Source organism: Sulfurivermis sp., from assembly GCF_059410345.1.
In genome coordinates this window covers 16,003-31,712 of sequence record NZ_JBLJDO010000015.1, presented here as the reverse complement: position 1 = coordinate 31,712, position 15,710 = coordinate 16,003, and the positions used below count along the sequence as shown (strand labels likewise).

At 63.4% G+C, this 15,710-nt stretch carries 16 protein-coding genes; 5 read left to right on the top strand and 11 right to left on the bottom strand.

Translation table 11 applies throughout. From position 1 onward, the window contains the following. Positions 1–16: 16 nt before the first annotated feature. The 5 genes from pstB to ACMV8A_RS11680 form a co-directional block, all read right to left on the bottom strand. A complete protein-coding gene (pstB, locus tag ACMV8A_RS11700) occupies positions 17–865 on the bottom strand; it encodes a phosphate ABC transporter ATP-binding protein PstB (protein WP_495326016.1) in 849 nt (282 codons plus the stop codon). Positions 866–923: 58 nt separating this feature from the next. After that, positions 924–2,603, bottom strand: coding sequence for a phosphate ABC transporter permease PstA (gene pstA / locus ACMV8A_RS11695; RefSeq protein ID WP_495325980.1), 1,680 nt, complete (start codon positions 2,601–2,603; stop codon positions 924–926). A 17-nt stretch (positions 2,604–2,620) separates the two neighbouring features. Continuing rightward, positions 2,621–4,918, bottom strand: a complete 2,298-nt coding sequence (locus ACMV8A_RS11690; RefSeq protein WP_495325979.1) for an ABC transporter permease subunit — start codon at positions 4,916–4,918, stop codon at positions 2,621–2,623. Between the two features lie 133 nt (positions 4,919–5,051). Beyond that, on the bottom strand, positions 5,052–5,651 hold the full coding sequence (locus tag ACMV8A_RS11685; protein ID WP_495325978.1) for a hypothetical protein: 600 nt from the start codon (positions 5,649–5,651) through the stop codon (positions 5,052–5,054). 64 nt (positions 5,652–5,715) lie between these two features. Further along, entirely contained in the window at positions 5,716–6,693 is a 978-nt protein-coding gene (locus tag ACMV8A_RS11680) for a PstS family phosphate ABC transporter substrate-binding protein (RefSeq protein WP_495325977.1), read from the bottom strand. 153 nt (positions 6,694–6,846) lie between these two features. Between ACMV8A_RS11680 and ACMV8A_RS11675 the strand changes: the two genes are divergently transcribed. Both ACMV8A_RS11675 and ACMV8A_RS11670 read left to right on the top strand, forming a co-directional pair. After that, positions 6,847–7,152, top strand: coding sequence for a hypothetical protein (locus tag ACMV8A_RS11675; RefSeq protein WP_495325976.1), 306 nt, complete (start codon positions 6,847–6,849; stop codon positions 7,150–7,152). Then, positions 7,149–7,898 (top strand): cyclic nucleotide-binding domain-containing protein, encoded by a 750-nt coding sequence (locus tag ACMV8A_RS11670; protein ID WP_495325975.1) that lies wholly within the window; start codon positions 7,149–7,151, stop codon positions 7,896–7,898. Before ACMV8A_RS11675 ends, ACMV8A_RS11670 begins: the two co-directional genes overlap by 4 nt. A 45-nt stretch (positions 7,899–7,943) precedes the next feature. On the opposite strand, the gene ACMV8A_RS11665 is transcribed toward ACMV8A_RS11670, so the two are convergent. Continuing rightward, positions 7,944–8,663 (bottom strand): M48 family metallopeptidase, encoded by a 720-nt coding sequence (locus tag ACMV8A_RS11665; RefSeq protein WP_495325974.1) that lies wholly within the window; start codon positions 8,661–8,663, stop codon positions 7,944–7,946. After that, positions 8,656–9,099, bottom strand: coding sequence for a putative iron-sulfur cluster-binding metallochaperone (locus ACMV8A_RS11660; protein WP_495325973.1), 444 nt, complete (start codon positions 9,097–9,099; stop codon positions 8,656–8,658). The genes ACMV8A_RS11665 and ACMV8A_RS11660 overlap by 8 nt, the downstream gene beginning before the upstream one ends. Positions 9,100–9,161: 62 nt before the next feature. On the opposite strand from ACMV8A_RS11660, the gene ACMV8A_RS11655 reads away from it, so the two are divergent. Next, on the top strand, positions 9,162–9,947 hold the full coding sequence (locus ACMV8A_RS11655) for a spermine/spermidine synthase domain-containing protein (RefSeq protein ID WP_495325972.1): 786 nt from the start codon (positions 9,162–9,164) through the stop codon (positions 9,945–9,947). Positions 9,948–9,966: 19 nt separating this feature from the next. Here the strand turns inward: ACMV8A_RS11655 and ACMV8A_RS11650 are convergent, their stop codons facing one another. Next, entirely contained in the window at positions 9,967–11,250 is a 1,284-nt protein-coding gene (locus tag ACMV8A_RS11650; protein ID WP_495325971.1) for a thioredoxin family protein, read from the bottom strand. Positions 11,251–11,540: 290 nt separating this feature from the next. On the opposite strand from ACMV8A_RS11650, the gene ACMV8A_RS11645 reads away from it, so the two are divergent. Continuing rightward, positions 11,541–11,936 carry a hypothetical protein gene (locus ACMV8A_RS11645; protein ID WP_495325969.1) on the top strand — a complete coding sequence of 132 codons (396 nt, stop codon included), beginning with the start codon at positions 11,541–11,543 and terminating at the stop codon, positions 11,934–11,936. 304 nt (positions 11,937–12,240) lie between these two features. Here the strand turns inward: ACMV8A_RS11645 and phoR are convergent, their stop codons facing one another. Beyond that, a complete protein-coding gene (gene phoR, locus ACMV8A_RS11640; RefSeq protein ID WP_495325968.1) occupies positions 12,241–13,554 on the bottom strand; it encodes a phosphate regulon sensor histidine kinase PhoR in 1,314 nt (437 codons plus the stop codon). A 308-nt stretch (positions 13,555–13,862) separates the two neighbouring features. Next, a complete protein-coding gene (gene phoB, locus ACMV8A_RS11635) occupies positions 13,863–14,555 on the bottom strand; it encodes a phosphate regulon transcriptional regulator PhoB (RefSeq protein ID WP_495325966.1) in 693 nt (230 codons plus the stop codon). Positions 14,556–14,713: 158 nt separating this feature from the next. Between phoB and ACMV8A_RS11630 the strand changes: the two genes are divergently transcribed. Next, the gene (locus tag ACMV8A_RS11630; RefSeq protein ID WP_495326015.1) at positions 14,714–15,343 is read left to right on the top strand and encodes a riboflavin synthase subunit alpha; all 630 of its coding nucleotides are present in this window, start codon (positions 14,714–14,716) and stop codon (positions 15,341–15,343) included. Here ACMV8A_RS11630 and ACMV8A_RS11625 read toward each other — a convergent pair. Next, the gene (locus ACMV8A_RS11625) at positions 15,332–15,676 is read right to left on the bottom strand and encodes a hypothetical protein (RefSeq protein ID WP_495325965.1); all 345 of its coding nucleotides are present in this window, start codon (positions 15,674–15,676) and stop codon (positions 15,332–15,334) included. The two genes, ACMV8A_RS11630 and ACMV8A_RS11625, sit on opposite strands and share 12 nt — an antisense overlap. Positions 15,677–15,710 lie beyond the last annotated feature (34 nt).

Sequence of the window (15,710 nt, the reverse complement as noted above, 5' to 3'; positions counted from 1 at the left end):
GAACAAATGTATTCCATCAACCGTAGCGGCCGGTGATGTAATCCTCGGTCTGCTTCTTGGCCGGGTTGGTGAAGATGGTGTCGGTGTCGTTGTACTCGATCATGTCGCCCATGTACATGAAGGCAGTGTAGTCGGAGACGCGCGCCGCCTGCTGCATGTTGTGGGTGACGATGACAATGGTGTACTGCGACTTCAACTCGTTGATCAGTTCTTCGATCTTCAGGGTGGAGATCGGGTCCAGGGCCGAGGCCGGTTCGTCCAGCAGCAGGACCTCCGGCTCGATGGCGATGGCGCGGGCGATGACCAGACGCTGCTGCTGGCCGCCGGACAGGCCCATGGCGTTGTCCTGCAGGCGGTCCTTGACCTCATCCCACAGCGCGGCGCCACGCAGCGCCTTCTCCACCGCCTCGTCGAGGATGCGGCGGTTGTTGACGCCCTGCAGGCGCAGACCGTAGGCCACGTTCTCGTAGATGGACTTGGGGAACGGATTCGGCTTCTGGAACACCATGCCTACCTTGCGGCGCAACTCAGCGACATCGATGCCGCGACGATAGATATCCTCACCATCAAGGATGATCTCGCCCTGGATGCGGCAGATGTCGATAAGGTCGTTCATGCGGTTGAAGCAGCGCAGCAGGGTGGACTTGCCGCAGCCGCTGGGGCCGATGAAGGCGGTGACGCGCTGGGCCGGGATCTTCAGGCTGATGTTTTTCAGTGCCAGATCATTGCCGTAGTACAGATTCAGGTTACGCACGTCGAGGCTCACCGTCTCGTCGTCGAGACTGAGCTTCTGCCGCTCCTCGCCCTCGAACAGGTGGGCACCGACGGCATGGGTGCGGGGTACGGATGGGTTGCTGCTGGTCATGTCCATAGCCTTGCCTATAGCGTTCATGATTCGTTGCTCCGTTGCGTGCGCTGACGCATCAATCGGATTCGCTGCGGTACTTCTCGCGCAGATGGTTGCGGATGCTGATCGCGGTCAGATTGAGCAGCACGATCAGCACCACCAGGGTCAGGGCCGTGGCGTACACCAGCGGACGGGCCGCCTCCACGTTGGGACTCTGGAAACCGACATCGTAGATGTGGAAGCCGAGATGCATGATCTTGCGCTCCATGTGGATGAAGGGCGCGTTGCCGTCGATGGGCAGGGTCGGCGCCAGCTTGACCACGCCCACCAGCATCAGCGGTGCCACCTCGCCAGCGGCGCGGGCGATGGCCAGGATCAGCCCGGTCATCATCGCCGGCGTGGACAGCGGCACCACCACCTTCCACAGCGTCTCGGCCTTGGTGGCGCCCAACGCCAGACTGCCCATACGGATGGTACTGGGGATGCGCGACAGACCTTCTTCGGTGGCAACGATCACCACCGGCAGGGTGAGCAGGGCCAGGGTCAGCGAGGCCCAGAACAGGCCCGGCGTGCCAAAGGTGGGCGACGGCAGCGCCTCGGGATAGAACAGCGCGTCGAGATTGCCACCGAGGAAGTAGACAAAGAAACCGAGACCGAACACGCCGAACACAATGGAAGGCACGCCGGCCAGGTTGTAGACGGAAACGCGGATCAAGCGCAGCAGCGGCCCCTGTTTGGCATACTCGCGCAGGTAGATGGCGGCGAGGATGCCGAAGGGGGTGACGATGATGGACATCACCATCACCATGGTCACGGTGCCGAAGATGGCGGGGAATATGCCGCCCTCGGTATTGGCCTCACGCGGATAGCCGCCGACGAATTCGCCGAAGCGTTCGAAGTAATAGCCAATCTTGGCGAACACCGACATGTTGTTGGGCTGCGAGGCGCGCACGATGTTGGCCACCGGCACGTTCACCTTGCGCCCATCCATGATCTCCGCCACCAGGGTGTCGCGGCGCACGTCGCGGTACAGCTTTTCCAGCTCCTCGGCGTAGCGCGCGTATTCTTCGTCCAGCTCGGCCCGCTCGGCGGCCATGGCCGCCTTGCGCCGCGCCACCTCTTCGGTAGGCAGGTTCGGGTCCAGGGCCATGCGGCGCTCGTCCAGGCGCAGGCGCTCCATGCGGAAGTTGACCTTGCCGATGTCCTGCCGCTCGATCTTACGGATGGCGTCGTGAATGTCGTTGGCGCGCTTGATGCGCAGCAGCAACTCAGGCCACAGCGCATCGCCCTGCGCGATGGTGCGCCCCGCTTCCTTCAGCTCCAGCGGATAGCCGTAGAAATTACCCCACTCACGCCGCTCCAGCATCACGGCATTGATAGGATAACGCGGCTCACCCATACGCGGCTCAAGATACCAGACGAAGTCGCGGCCCAAAGTGTCGCGGTTGCCCTGCTTGATCAGGTGGCGTTCGACGATCAGCGCATCCTTGGGGATCTGCACTCCGGCCTCGCGCAGCACCGAGGCAGCCAGTTCCTCGCTGCGGGTCAACTCGCCCAGGACGCGCTGTACGCTACCGTCGGGATTGGTGATATCCACTTCCATCAGATCGTGGGGCCAGAAGTGACCGAAGCCGCGCACGGCGATGAGCAGCAGCAGGCCCAGCACCATCACCATGCTGGCGGCCACCGCACCGGCGTTGAGCCAGATCCAGGGTGCGCCGCTCTTGGTCCAGGTTTTGACGTTCACCAAACTCATTTACGCTTCGCTCCGGATCAGAGGGTGCTGTAACGCTTGCGCAGACGCTGGCGCACGATTTCCGCCAGGGTGTTGACCACGAAGGTCAGCACCAGCAGCACCAGGGCGGCGAGGAACAGCACGCGGAAGTGGGTGCTGCCCAGCGGCGTTTCCGGCAGTTCCACGGCGATGTTGGCCGACAGGGTGCGCATGCCTTCGAAGATATTGAAGTTCATCACCGGGCTGTTGCCGGTAGCCATCAGCACGATCATGGTCTCGCCCACGGCGCGACCGAAGCCCATCATCACTGCGGCGAAAATGCCGGGGCTGGCAGTGGGCAGCACTACTCCCATCATCGTCTGCCACGGCGTGGCGCCCAGCGCCAGCGAACCCTGGGTAAGGTGACGCGGCACGGTGAACACCGCATCCTCGGCGATGGAGAATATGGTGGGGATGACGGCGAAACCCATGGCGATGCCTACCACCAGGGCATTGCGCTGGTCGTAGGTGATACCCACATCGGTCAGCCATTGGCGCATGCTGCCGTTGAAGAACCACACCTCCATCGCCGGACTCATGACGATGCACAACCAGCCCACGCCCAGGATCACCGGTGTCAGGATCGCCGCCTCCCAACCTGGCGGCACCAGCAGGCGCAGCCGTGCCGGCAGGTTGGCCCAGGCATAGGCGACCAGCAACATGGCCAGCGGCATCAGCAGCAGGATGCTGAACACCGCCGGCAGATTGTTCTCCATGAACGGTGCCAGCCACAGACCGGCGAGGAAGCCGAGGATCACCGTCGGCAGCGCCTCCATGATCTCGATGCTCGGCTTGACGAAACCGCGTAGGCGCGGGGTCATGAAATAGGCGGTGTACAGCGCGCCCATGATGGCGAGCGGAATGGCGAACATCATGGCGAAGAAGGCGGCCTTGATGGTGCCCAGGGTCAGAGGCGCCAGACTCAGCTTGGGCTCAAAGTCGTCGCTGCCGGAAGATGCCTGCCACACATATTCTTCACCGGCGCGGTTCTCGTACCACACCTTGCCCCACAACGCCTTGAGGGAAATCTCCGGGTGTGGATTGTAGAGATCGACAAAGTGCATCTGATTGCCGGCGTCGGTCACCAGCAGGGTGTCGTTCACCGGCGAGACGGCCAGACCGGTGATGGCAGCATCGGCCAACTTTTCCAGCAGCAGGGTGCGGCCAGAAGTGGTGAAGTGGACACCAACATGGCCGGACTCATCACCGACGATGAAACCCTTGCGTGCATATTCCGGCGCGATGAAGGTAATCGCCGCCGGATGCTGCTGGAACTGCCGGATGCGGGTCAGGTGATACTTGTTCTGCTCGTCGCGCACCGGGAACCACTGCGCCACACTGCCATCGGATCCGCCGATGATGATGGACACCGTGCCGGAGAGATAACGCATGGCCGTGATGCGCGTGCCATCCGCCACCGCCCGCACACTCTCCACCAGCTTCGCCTCGTCGGGATGGACGATGTCGTAGTGGTGGATATAGCCGGCGTCATCGGCCACGAACAGATTGCGCGTGGTCTTGTTGATCAGGATGTGGGTGGGACAACCCGGCACCGGCGGCAGGATATAGGAGCTGCGCCTCACCTCCACCTCGCCCGTCATGAACGATACCGCCGCGCGGTAGATGGCCAGGGTGAGACGGCCGTCGGCGGTGGCGCCGGCCAGGGCATAGCCCTCACCCGCGGTCTGGATGCCGATCACGGTGAGCGGCGCGCCCTGCTCGTCCAGCAACAGCGGTTGCGCCCCCAGGGGATAGGTGATGTCCGGCTCGATGTGCCGCACGTCATCCGGATAGGTCAGCGTGTACTCGTGCTTGGTCACCATCACGCTGCCATTGGACAGACCGTGGGCGAGGACGCCGTACTTGATTTCCGTCTGCGCGCTGCTCACCACCTCCACGCCGGCGGGGAACGGCAGGCTTATGCGATTGATGGGCGCGCCGGCACGCGGTTCGAGAAAGGTAACACTGCCGTCACGGCTGTAGACGCCGGCCACTTCGGTATAGCGCTCGGTGGCCATATCGACCACCTGGTCGCCGGCGGTACCGACGGGCAGGGTATAGGCGCTGACCGGCTCGACGCTGGCCGGACGCAGCATGGGGAAAACTTCCCAGAACAGATAAACGAAGATCAGCGCCAGGGCGAAAACCACGCCCAGGCCACCGATGGCAACACCGTAACGGGAGATGCGATCCTTGGCATAACGCCAGCGCCGCAGGCTGGCGCGCTTCTCGCCGCTGGGCAGCAGGGACACACGGGCGCCATCCACGGGGACAGCTGGGGCGACGGAATCAGTCATGGGTCGGCGTTCTCGCGCTAGCGCTCGGCATATATGACAGGACGGTTACGGTATTACATGAATGTTACAAATCAATTACAGGTGCCAGGGGCCAGGGATCAGCCCTTGGCCCCTGACACCTGGACCCAGCTTCTTACAGCCCGTGGAACTGACGGAACTTGGCAATCAGTTCGTCCGGGGCGGTCTTGCTCTGCGCCTTGTTGCGTACGTAGACCACCGTGGCGCGCTTGGGACCGGCACCGACATAGGTGAAGACGTAGGGGGCCTCGCCACTGTGGCGGAAGTCCTTCATCTCCTTCCAGCCGTCGAACACATAGTGACGGCCGTCCTTGTGGATCTCGCCATAGAAGCCCTCGGCCGCGCCTTCCTGCTTGCCCTCGAACAGGGCGACCTGGGGCAGGTTGGGCATCTTCTTACTCTCGTCCTTGTTCAGGCCGAAGATCACGGTTTCACGCTTGGGGCCAGCGGCGATACGGGTCATCACCAGAGCGACTTCCTTGCCCGCCAGAAACTCCTTGTAGACCTTCTCGTTACCGAACACCCAGATACGGCCGTCCTTATGCGCCTCGAAATACTGTTGCGGCAGTGCGGCCTTGGTTTCCACGGCAGCGGCCTTGACCGTCTCGGTCTTGGCCTCGCCCTTGGCCGCGCCCTGCTCCGTGGCGCAACCGCTCAAACCCAGACCCAGCAACGCAACGGCGGCGAACATCATCCTGCTCTTGTTGGCAAGCATCGTCGTTTCTCCATTATTCGTTGAAAACAGGCCGCCCCGGACGGGGCGGCCTGATGATTGCGGCTTACAGGCCGAGCTTTTCCAGCTCGCGCTTGGCCACGGCGGCGGGCAGCGGGATGTAGCCATCCTTGACGACCACTTCCTGACCCTGCTTGGACAGCACCAGCTTGAAGAACTCGCGCTCCATCGGCGACAGCGGGCGGTTCGGGTGCTTGTTCACGTAGACATAGAGGAAACGGGCCATCGGGTAGCTGCCGTCGGCGGCGTGATCGGCGTCGGCGGGGGCAAACGGCTGCCCTTCGGCCTTGGCCAGCGGCACGGCGCGCACGCCGGAGGTGATGTAGCCGATGCCGGAGTAACCGATACCGTTGATGGACTCGGTCACACCCTGCACCACGGAGGCCGAACCCGGCTGCTCGTTGATGCTCGGCTTGAAGTCACCGTTGCACAGCGCGTTCTCCTTGAAGAAACCGTAGGTGCCGGACACAGCGTTACGGCTGTACAGAGTGAAGTCGCGGTTGGCCCAGGCGCCGGTCAGACCGAGCTGGCCCCAACGGGTGATGTCTTCCTTGGCGCCGCAGCGGCGGGTGGCGGAAAAGATCGCATCCACCTGCGCCATGGTCATGCCCTTGATCGGGTTGTCCTTGTTGACGTACACGGCCAGCACGTCGATGGCGACCGGCACGGCGGTCGGCTTGTAGCCGTACTTGTTCTCGAAGGCCTGGATTTCCGAGGATTTCATGGCACGGCTCATGGGGCCGAAGTTGGCGGTGCCTTCGGTCAGCGCCGGGGGAGCGGTGGAGGAACCCGCGCCCTGGATCTGGATGTTGACGTTGGGGTAGAAGCGGGCATACTCCTCGGCCCACAGCGTCATCAGGTTGTTCAGGGTGTCGGAACCGATGCTGGAGAAATTACCGGACACGCCGGAGGCGCGCTGGTACTCCGGCAGGCCCGCGTCAACCTTCGGCATGGCGGCCAGCGCACTGCCGGCGACCAGTGCCGAGGCCATCGCGGCCGCGACGAATACTTTCTTGAAAGTCATACAGGTCTATCCTCTGTCATGGTGTGGAACAAGAGCCGAACCGTGCCCGACCCAGTTAGTAACGGCCTGCAGTATGGGTGCGGGTGTTGTCATATGTATGACACTACTGTTACCCCTTTATGACAGCGCCGCCGCCGGATCCCCTTCCCTGCCATGAACCCCACCCCCGACTACCAGCCCCTCACCCCACTGGGCGGGCCGGAATTGCGTCTGCGCTTTCGCGGGCCGTTCGAGGGACAGGAGGTACTGTGGGACGCCCACTTCATCACCCGCCGGCACCACGGCGCGACGTACAATTACATCGACATCGGCGCAGAAGGTACGCAGGGACGCCAACTGACGGTGGTGCTTGATGTACACTGCTTCGATGCCCCCACGGTACACAAGGCCATCATCATGGTGCGCCAGTACAAGCGTCTGCGCCGTGGCCGGCACGCATTCGGGGGGACATCCTCATGACCGACAATTTGCCGTTTACCCAGGACGCCCTGGCCCTGCTCACGCGCGCGCCATTGTTTACACCGGTTTCCGCGGCGGCGCTGCACACCCTGGCGGCCGCCTCCACTATCCGGCGCTATGAACGCGACGCTGTGTTGTTTCACGCCGGTGACCAACCGGAATACCTGCACGTACTGGCCCAGGGCAGCATACAGCTCAGCGCCGGAACACCTGATGGCCGCGAAGCGGTGGTGGAACTACTGCGCCCCTATGAGACCTTCATCCTGGCCGCCGCCCTCACTGCACAACCGTACCTGATGTCGGCGCGTGCCGTGGAGCCGGCCCACGTCTTGCTCATCCCGCAACGCCTGTTGCTGACTGAACTCAAGGCCGACCCCGAACTCGCCGTTGCCCTGCTCGGCTCCATGGCCCAGCAGTACCGCCACCTGGTGCGCGAGATCAAGGACCTGCGCCTGCGCACCGCCTCCCAGCGCCTCGCCCTCTATCTGCTGCACCTGGTGGAAAGCGACGGCAGCGGCCAGGCCGCGCGCCTGCCCTATGACAAGAAACTGCTCGCCTCGCGCCTCGGCATGACACCGGAGAGCTTCTCCCGCGCCATCGCCGAACTGCGCCGCCATGGCGTGGACGTGCGCGGTGACGAGGTACGCATCACCGACCTGATCGAGCTACGTGCGTTCTGCCGGGTGGATCAACTATTGGATACGCTGGAACAGGACTTGCGGGTGATGCTGCCGATTGAGGAGTAGGCGCTCAAAGCTCAGAAACATCGAAACAACCGTTTGCACCATGTGTCACACCGCCCACGCTGGCACCAGTTGGCTGGCCTTGCGCATCGCCGCATCCAGCACCTTGTAGTCCGGTTGTTTCTTCTCCACCAGGGCCCAGAAACGGGCGGAGTGATTGAGGTGCACGGTGTGACACAACTCGTGCACCATCAGATAGCGCACCTGCTCCGGCGGCAGGAACAGCAGGCGCCAGTTGAGATTGATCACCTTCTTGGACGAACAACTGCCCCAGCGCGTCTTCTGGCCACGGATGGCGTAGCCGTGGCAGGTAAATCCCAGCTCCTGCGCCAGGGCCAGCAGCGCCGGCCCCAGCGTCTGGCGCGCACGCTCGGCCAACCAGCGCTGCAATACCCGATCCCATTCATCGTTCTTGTGCTGCACCAGCAGGCCGCGGCCGGCCCGCTCCCACCACATGTTGCGCCCGCCGTTGCGGTATTCCAGTTGCCAGCGCTCGTCCAGCGCCGGCAGATGCAACTCGGCCGGCGCCACCCGCAACGCCTGCTGCCGGCCATGTTCGAGGCGCACCCGCTCCACCGTGTCGATGAGCCACTGCCGGTGCTGCCGCACAAAGTCCGGCAACATCTGACTGTCGTGACGCTTGGGCAGCACCAGTTCCACCTTCCCCGGCGGCAGCACGCGCAGCCGCACATGGCGGGCACGCGCGCTGATGCGCACGCTGGTCTCCGGTGCCGCACCGGACCAATCAATGGCGGGAAACTCAGTCATGGGCTTGGCTTGCCGGGGCCGGAATGTCCTTCAGGCAACAACGGCCGGAGGGATTGCGCGTGGTGCAGGCGCACAGCCCGGCCCGGGTTTGCTGCACGATGAACTCCCGCGCCGCGGGGTCGGCGGCGGCATCCGCCCGGCTGACGCCGAAGCAGTAACACAACAGGGCATCGGGGATGGTTTCCTTGACGCCCACCACCGTCCGCAGTTCCTGCGTGCGGATGGTGGCGCCATCGTCGGAAAAATAGACGACCTCACAGCCGGGGGTGTCACAGAAATAATACTGCTGGCTCGTTCCCTGCCATTGCCAGGGTTGGGCAAGGTGGTGCAGCAGGGTTTGCCGCGTCACGCCCACCCCTTCCCCGCCGCAGAGCGGGCAGGGCCGCTTGCCGGAGGGCATGGACGTTTCGGGAAGCTGGGCGCAACAATTCGACATGCTGTTCCTGAAGGGCGATGGCTGCCGGCTCACTACGACCGGCCGCGGAGTAGAATACCACCATGCACAAATACGGCGGCATCGTCATACATCAAAGTCGGGATGCGCTGGGTCCACTCGAGGTGGTGGATAACGGTTATCAGCGCTCGCTGCACTTCGGTTCGGAACCCAAGCAGAGCACCATGGATCTGGACGATCCGCTGCGTCTGGCGCTGTCCTACACCCGCGCCATGCTGAGCGCGTTGCTGTTCGACGCCGCGCCGCGCCGCATCCTGCTGCTCGGTCTCGGCGGCGGCTCGCTGGCCAAATTTCTGCTGCACCACTTTCCCGCCTGCCGTATCGACGCGGTGGAATACCGCGAAGGTGTCTACCAGTTGGCGCGGGCCTATTTCCACCTGCCGGATGACCCGCGGCTGTCCCTGCATTTCGCCGATGCCGCCGACTTCATCCGTCAGGCCGATACCGACCTCAGCGGCTATGACCTGCTCCTGCTCGATACCTTCACCGCCGACGGCATCGCCCAGGGCACCTGCGGCCTGTCCTTTTTCGAGGCCTGCCGCACCCGCCTCGCCGCCGACGGTGTACTGGCCGCCAACCTGTGGTCGGCCGACAGTATCAAGCTGGACGACGTGATCAGCGATCTCAATGACGCCTTCGACGGCCGCCTGTTACGCCTGCCGGTGGACGGCAAGGCCAATGTCATCGCCCTTGTGACCCAGCAAGGCAAGCCGCGCCGCGAGCTGCGCCGCCTCGATAAACAGGCGGCCGAACTGCAGCAGCGTCTCGGCGTGGAATTCACCGTCTTTCTCAACCGCCTGCGCAAGAACAACCGCTATTTCGGCTTTTGACGACCGTTACGCGAGATTGTCAGCCCGAGCGACGAAAGCGCTGCGCCAGCCACGCCAGCAGCGTCACCCCCAGCGCCAACCCCAGCAGCCCCGCCGCCACGCGCAGGTCGGCCAGCTTGTCCGGGGCCAGCAACAGCACCACGCCGAGACCCAGCATCATGGTGCCCGACAACAGCTTGAGCAGGGCGCCTTCCTGCGGCTGCAGCTTGCGTGAACCCAAGCTCCAGGTGAACAGGCCGACGATGACCAGCAGCGGGATCACATAGATGATGTTGTAGAGGACCAAATAGAGGTAATAGGTGGTGGTGGGCAACTGGTGCAGGGTGAGCAGGCGGGTGTAGAGCATGGGGAAGCCGGCGGTGCAGAGGAGTTCATAGCTATTCACAGCCAACGCCAGGATCACCGTGCCCAGCAACAGCGCCGGGGTGTTGTCGGCACGCAGCAGGCCGCGCACCCGCTGATAGATGCCGGGCTTGGCGGCCTCCGGTATCGACAGGCTGGGCCCCCGCCCCGGGCGCAGGTAGTCCTTGATGTTGATGAGGGCCATGCCCACGGCCAGCAGACCGGCCAGCAGCGTCACCACCCACAACTGCCCCACCACCAGGAACACATTGAGCCAGGCGGCCATCAGGGCGAAATACACCAAACCGGAGATGGCGACGAATACGCCGCCCACCAGCAGCATGCGCCGGCGTCCGCCGGCATGCACCAGCAGGCTGAGCAGGAACAACAATACAAAGAAGGCGCAGGGATTGAACGCATCCAGCCCGGCGATCACCAGAGTCACCAAAGGCAGGGAACCGGCATCGCCGCCCAGACCGGACAGTCCCGCCTGGGCCAGCAGTTCGGCGGTCCCCGGTGCCGCCGGCGTCGGTAGTCCCGCACCGGCGGTCAGACTCTCATGACAGCGCCGCAGCTCCTGGCGCAGAAAGCGGCCGATGCCGTGGGTATCGTCATAGCCCACCACCATGCTGCCGCAAAACAGAAAGCCCGGCACCGACTGGGCCTCTTGCCCCAAGCCGGCGGCCATGGCGCGGTAACGGGCCGCATTGTCCGGGTGGCGGCTGACCTCCAGGTCATGTACCCGCAACCAAGGCAATTCCGCCGCCATGGCCGCCACGTCGGGGCGCGCCTCCAGGCAGTGGGGGCAGGTCTGCGACCAGAAAAAGTACAAATCAACGGTCACGCTACCGTCCGGGCCGTCCTCCCACCAGGGCGCCTGTCCGGCGCCGGCCAGCAGCGGCCAGCACAGGAACAGGGCCAGCCAGAGGCGGAACCCACCCGGAGCGATACGGTTTTTCATTTTATTTTCTTATCCTGTAACTAAATTACTTAAGCAAATACTTGTGGTTGGCCCGCTACGAGCACGATAAGCCGCTTTAACTTCATATCCTAAGCTTTCGCCGCGAACCAGTTTTTAGCCCGCGATACCTGTTGCGCCGAAGATACGCCCTACTGTCACGCTGCGGTAATCCACGTTCTCAGGGGTTTTACCCCCCTGGCGTGCCATCCATAACCCGCTATCGTTACACGTCCCAAGCCTGTGACGGACCCGACGGGCGACCAAGGATAGACCATAGCGGGAGGGTGATTATGCACAAGGATAATCTCGACGGTGGCCTGCCGTTCCACGTGATGCTGGCCTATGCCCCTCTGGGGCTGGTACGGGCCACGGCGCGCCAGTTGCGCTATGACGGCATGACCGTGGACACCGGCATGATAACCCTGGACGAACAGGCGGAGGTGGAACTGTCCTTCAGCCACCGCCAGCAGGACGAATTCGTCACCCACCGTATGCGCGCCCGCGTCAGTGCGTCCTCGCGCGGCACCGCCGTGCTCTCCTTTACCGACTACGCCCGCGCCACACGCGAAGTGCTGCGCCGCCTTGTCGACGGCGAAGGCGCCGAGTCCGCGCCGCGCTACGCCCGCACCCTGCCCATCCCCGCCTGGCTGGCTCCCCCTCTTCCCCCCGGCGGCCGTCTCGCCTGAAACGGCCGCTTTTTTTGGCAACTGCCGCAATATTGCGACGCCTCCCGGCGTCGCTTTTTTTGCATGCACGCAGAGGAAATGGAGCAGGCTCTCAACCAGGAGGACGCCAGGAAAGCGACGAATCGCTCCCGGCGATTGTTGCTCGTCCCATCCCTGGGACTCGCCCCTCCGGGGCTAAAGCGACGAATCGCTCCCGGCGATTGTTGCTCGTCCCATCCCTGGGACTCGCCCCTCCGGGGCTAAAGCGACGAATCGCTCCCGGCGATTGTTGCTCGTCCCATCCCTGGGACTCGCCCCTCCGGGGCTAAAGCGACGAATCGCTCCCGGCGATTCGTTCCAGGGGGAAGTCGATGGTGAAGGTACTGCCCTTGCCGGGCTTGCTGTCGATGCGCAGACGGGCGCTGTGGCGGGTCAGTACGTGCTTGACGATGGCCAGTCCCAGGCCGGTGCCGCCCACCTCGCGCGAACGCCCGGTGTCGACGCGATAGAAACGTTCGGTGAGGCGCGGGATGTGCTCAGGGGGAATACCGATGCCGGTATCAGTGACGGAGAAATGGGCACCGCCGGTATCGCTCCACCAGCGGATGGCAATCTCGCCACCGGCGGGCGTATAGCGCACCGCATTGCCGATGATGTTGGAGAAGGCGCTGTACAGCTCGCGCTCGGCACCGAACAGGCGCAGATCCGCCTCTGCCTCCAGCGTAATGTGCTGTCCCTTGTCGCCGGAAAGCAGTTGCGCATCCTCACGGATCGCCGCCAGCAAGGCCGGCACCTCCACCACCTCACGCGGGGGACTGGAACGATCCGTTTCCAGCCGCGACAGCATCAGCAGGTCGGCCACCAAATGCTGCATGCGCGCAGCCTGCTGGTGCATGAGGTCAAGGGAACGCTGCCAGCGCGCAGCGCACTCATCACCACTGTCCATCAGGGTTTCCAGAAAACCACTGATCACGGTGAGCGGCGTACGCAGCTCATGGGACACATTGGCGACGAAATCGCGCCGCATCTGTTCCAGGCGCTGCTGCTGGCTGATGTCGCGTGCCACCAGCAGGCGCTGGTCGCGGCCGTAATTGATCAGGTGAATGCTGAGTGTCATGGCATCATCCACCGGCGACGGGATGCGCAGCGGTTCGCCGCTGCGCCCGTTCTGATTCAGGTAGGTGATGAAGTCGGGGTGACGCAGCAGATTGTCGATGGGCTGGCCCTTGTCCTGCGATGAGTGCAGCCCGAGCAGGCCGGCGGCCGCTTCGTTGAACCAGAGGATCTCGTCCTTGCGCCCGATGACCACCGTGGCGTCGGGCAGGGCGGAGGTCGCCTCATTGAACCGTTCGAGGATTTCCTCCAGTTGCCGCTTGCGTTGCTGATGCTTGCGCTGACGCACATAGATATAGTGAAACACCTCGCCCCAGATGCCGCCCGCCTCGGGAATGTTGCGCGTCTTGCCGCTGCGCAGCCAGTTCACCAGGCGGCGCAACTGCCAGATGTGAAAACCAAGATAGGCGGCCAACCCCAGGCCCCAGCCGAGCCAGAACTTGCCCAGCACGGCGCCCAGCAGCGTTGCCGCCAGGAACGACCACAACAGGCGCCACAGCTCGGGAGTCCAGGGGTTGGTGGGCATTTATCGAAAATACTCGGTCAGTCCGCAAAGGAACGCGAATGGACGCAAATCAAGAATTGAATCTGAGCACATCAATTCAATCTCGCCGACACGCCAAACACGCCGGGCAAGAAGCCCATGCAGCCACCGCAATCGGTGCATGCTCTCCAGCTTATGTCCATGGATGGCCGATATATCACGGGCGCATGAATACGCAGGATGCCGGTAGCTATCTCTGCCTTGCCTACGGCTTTCTTGACATATTGACGACAGTAAATGCCGCCAAATCTGCGTCCATTCGCGTTCATTTGCGGACCTGACGCCTCCGATTATACCTGCTGAGAAAACCGGTAACCGGCGCCGCGCACCGTCTGGATCAGGTTGTCGTGACCGCTGGGTTCCAAGGCCTTGCGCAGGCGGCGGATGTGCACGTCGACCGTACGCTCCTCCACGTAGGCGCCGCGCCCCCACACCATATCCAGCAACTGTGAGCGGCTGTACACGCGCTCCGGGTGCGACATGAAGAAGTGCAGCAGGCGGAATTCGGTCGGCCCCATCTCCACCGCCTGCTCACCGGCGCTGACACGATGGCTGGAGGTGTCCACCTTAAGATTCTCCACCGCCAGCACCCCCTCATCGTCGTGGGGCTGGCTGCGGCGCAGCACCGCCTTGATGCGGGCCTGCAACTCGCGGGTGGAAAACGGCTTGGCGATATAGTCATCGGCGCCCACTTCCAGGCCGCGGATGCGATCATCCTCTTCGCTGCGGGCGGTGAGCATGATGATGGGCACGTCGCGGGTATACTCGTCGCGGCGCAGGCGCCGCGCCAGTTCGATGCCACTCATGCCGGGCAACATCCAGTCGAGCAGGATCAGGGACGGCAGGCCATTGGCGAGTACGCGCTCCGCCTCTTCGGCGCTGGCCGCCTGGGCCATGTCGTAGCCAGCACGCTCCAGGGCCATCACCACCATCTCGCGGATGGCCGGTTCGTCTTCGACAATCAGAATGGAATTGGCTGTCATATTTCTGCAACCTGATGATGAATCACCGGTAACATTAAAGCCGGGAAATGTGACACCCGCGTGACAGCATCATAAAGGGTTCCACTGCCCGTGCCCATCCATGGGCCGGTAACGACAGTGGTATCATCCACTTGCATCGCATCGACCCGGAGCATCCCATGTTCACCGGCATCATCCAAGGCACCGCCGAAATCGTCGCCATCGTCGAAAAGCAGGACTTCCGCACCCATACCGTGCGCCTGCCGGCGGCGTTGCTGCCCGGCCTGCAGACGGGTGCCTCGGTGGCCCACAACGGCTGCTGCCTCACCGTCACCGCCATCGACGGCGAACTGGTTTCCTTCGATCTGATGGGCGAAACCCTGCGTCTCACCAATCTGGGAATGTTACAGGTGGGCGACCGGGTCAACGTGGAGCGCGCTGCCCGCTTCGGCGACGACATTGGCGGCCACGCCATGTCCGGCCACATCATGGGCACGGCGGAGGTCACCCAGGTGCTGGAGAGCGAGAACAACCGTCAGGTGTGGTTCCGCGTGCCGGAGGCTCTGCGCAAATATATCTTCACCAAGGGCTACATCGGCATCGACGGCATCAGCCTCACCATCGGCGAGGTGCGCGGCGATGAATTCTGCGTCAATCTGATCCCGGAGACCCTGGCCCGCACCAACATCTCCACACGTCGGTCCGGCGCTCGCATCAACATCGAGATCGACCCGCAGACCCAGGCCATCGTCGATACGGTGGAGCGGGTGTTGGCGGAGCGGCTGGGAAGCGGCGGCCTAATCCGCTAGCAATACCACCGTCGTCACGGCGGTCTTCTTGTCGATCTCCATCTGCACCACGCAATACTCCGGCACTTCATCGACGGGGGTCGGGTCATCGGCACAGCTGCAGCCGGGAATGATGCCGCGGTAAGACAGGCCCACCTTGACCCGAATCGCGTCGGGCAGCTCGGTGGTGTTGAGGATGATGGCGCTAAAGCCCTCGGGGATGGCATAGCTGGTACGCGCCAGTCCCTGTTGCAGGGGCAGGCTGTTACCGTCCAGCGACTCGATCTCCGCCTTCAATACCGAGGTGAAGGCCGGCGAAGTCCAGGCCGCCAAAGACTTGCTCAGTACGATCATCGCATCACATCCAAGGGCAAAGGACACAGACCGT

What these genes read in the sequence shown, in the direction of transcription:
- pstB (WP_495326016.1), bottom strand. Translation starts at nt 865, where the DNA reads ATGACCAGCAGCAACCCATCCGTACCCCGCACCCATGCCGTCGGTGCC.
- pstA (WP_495325980.1), bottom strand. Translation starts at nt 2,603, where the DNA reads ATGAGTTTGGTGAACGTCAAAACCTGGACCAAGAGCGGCGCACCCTGG.
- ACMV8A_RS11690 (WP_495325979.1), bottom strand. Translation starts at nt 4,918, where the DNA reads ATGACTGATTCCGTCGCCCCAGCTGTCCCCGTGGATGGCGCCCGTGTG.
- ACMV8A_RS11685 (WP_495325978.1), bottom strand. Translation starts at nt 5,651, where the DNA reads ATGCTTGCCAACAAGAGCAGGATGATGTTCGCCGCCGTTGCGTTGCTG.
- ACMV8A_RS11680 (WP_495325977.1), bottom strand. Translation starts at nt 6,693, where the DNA reads ATGACTTTCAAGAAAGTATTCGTCGCGGCCGCGATGGCCTCGGCACTG.
- ACMV8A_RS11675 (WP_495325976.1), top strand. Translation starts at nt 6,847, where the DNA reads ATGAACCCCACCCCCGACTACCAGCCCCTCACCCCACTGGGCGGGCCG.
- ACMV8A_RS11670 (WP_495325975.1), top strand. Translation starts at nt 7,149, where the DNA reads ATGACCGACAATTTGCCGTTTACCCAGGACGCCCTGGCCCTGCTCACG.
- ACMV8A_RS11665 (WP_495325974.1), bottom strand. Translation starts at nt 8,663, where the DNA reads ATGACTGAGTTTCCCGCCATTGATTGGTCCGGTGCGGCACCGGAGACC.
- ACMV8A_RS11660 (WP_495325973.1), bottom strand. Translation starts at nt 9,099, where the DNA reads ATGTCGAATTGTTGCGCCCAGCTTCCCGAAACGTCCATGCCCTCCGGC.
- ACMV8A_RS11655 (WP_495325972.1), top strand. Translation starts at nt 9,162, where the DNA reads ATGCACAAATACGGCGGCATCGTCATACATCAAAGTCGGGATGCGCTG.
- ACMV8A_RS11650 (WP_495325971.1), bottom strand. Translation starts at nt 11,250, where the DNA reads ATGAAAAACCGTATCGCTCCGGGTGGGTTCCGCCTCTGGCTGGCCCTG.
- ACMV8A_RS11645 (WP_495325969.1), top strand. Translation starts at nt 11,541, where the DNA reads ATGCACAAGGATAATCTCGACGGTGGCCTGCCGTTCCACGTGATGCTG.
- phoR (WP_495325968.1), bottom strand. Translation starts at nt 13,554, where the DNA reads ATGCCCACCAACCCCTGGACTCCCGAGCTGTGGCGCCTGTTGTGGTCG.
- phoB (WP_495325966.1), bottom strand. Translation starts at nt 14,555, where the DNA reads ATGACAGCCAATTCCATTCTGATTGTCGAAGACGAACCGGCCATCCGC.
- ACMV8A_RS11630 (WP_495326015.1), top strand. Translation starts at nt 14,714, where the DNA reads ATGTTCACCGGCATCATCCAAGGCACCGCCGAAATCGTCGCCATCGTC.
- ACMV8A_RS11625 (WP_495325965.1), bottom strand. Translation starts at nt 15,676, where the DNA reads ATGATCGTACTGAGCAAGTCTTTGGCGGCCTGGACTTCGCCGGCCTTC.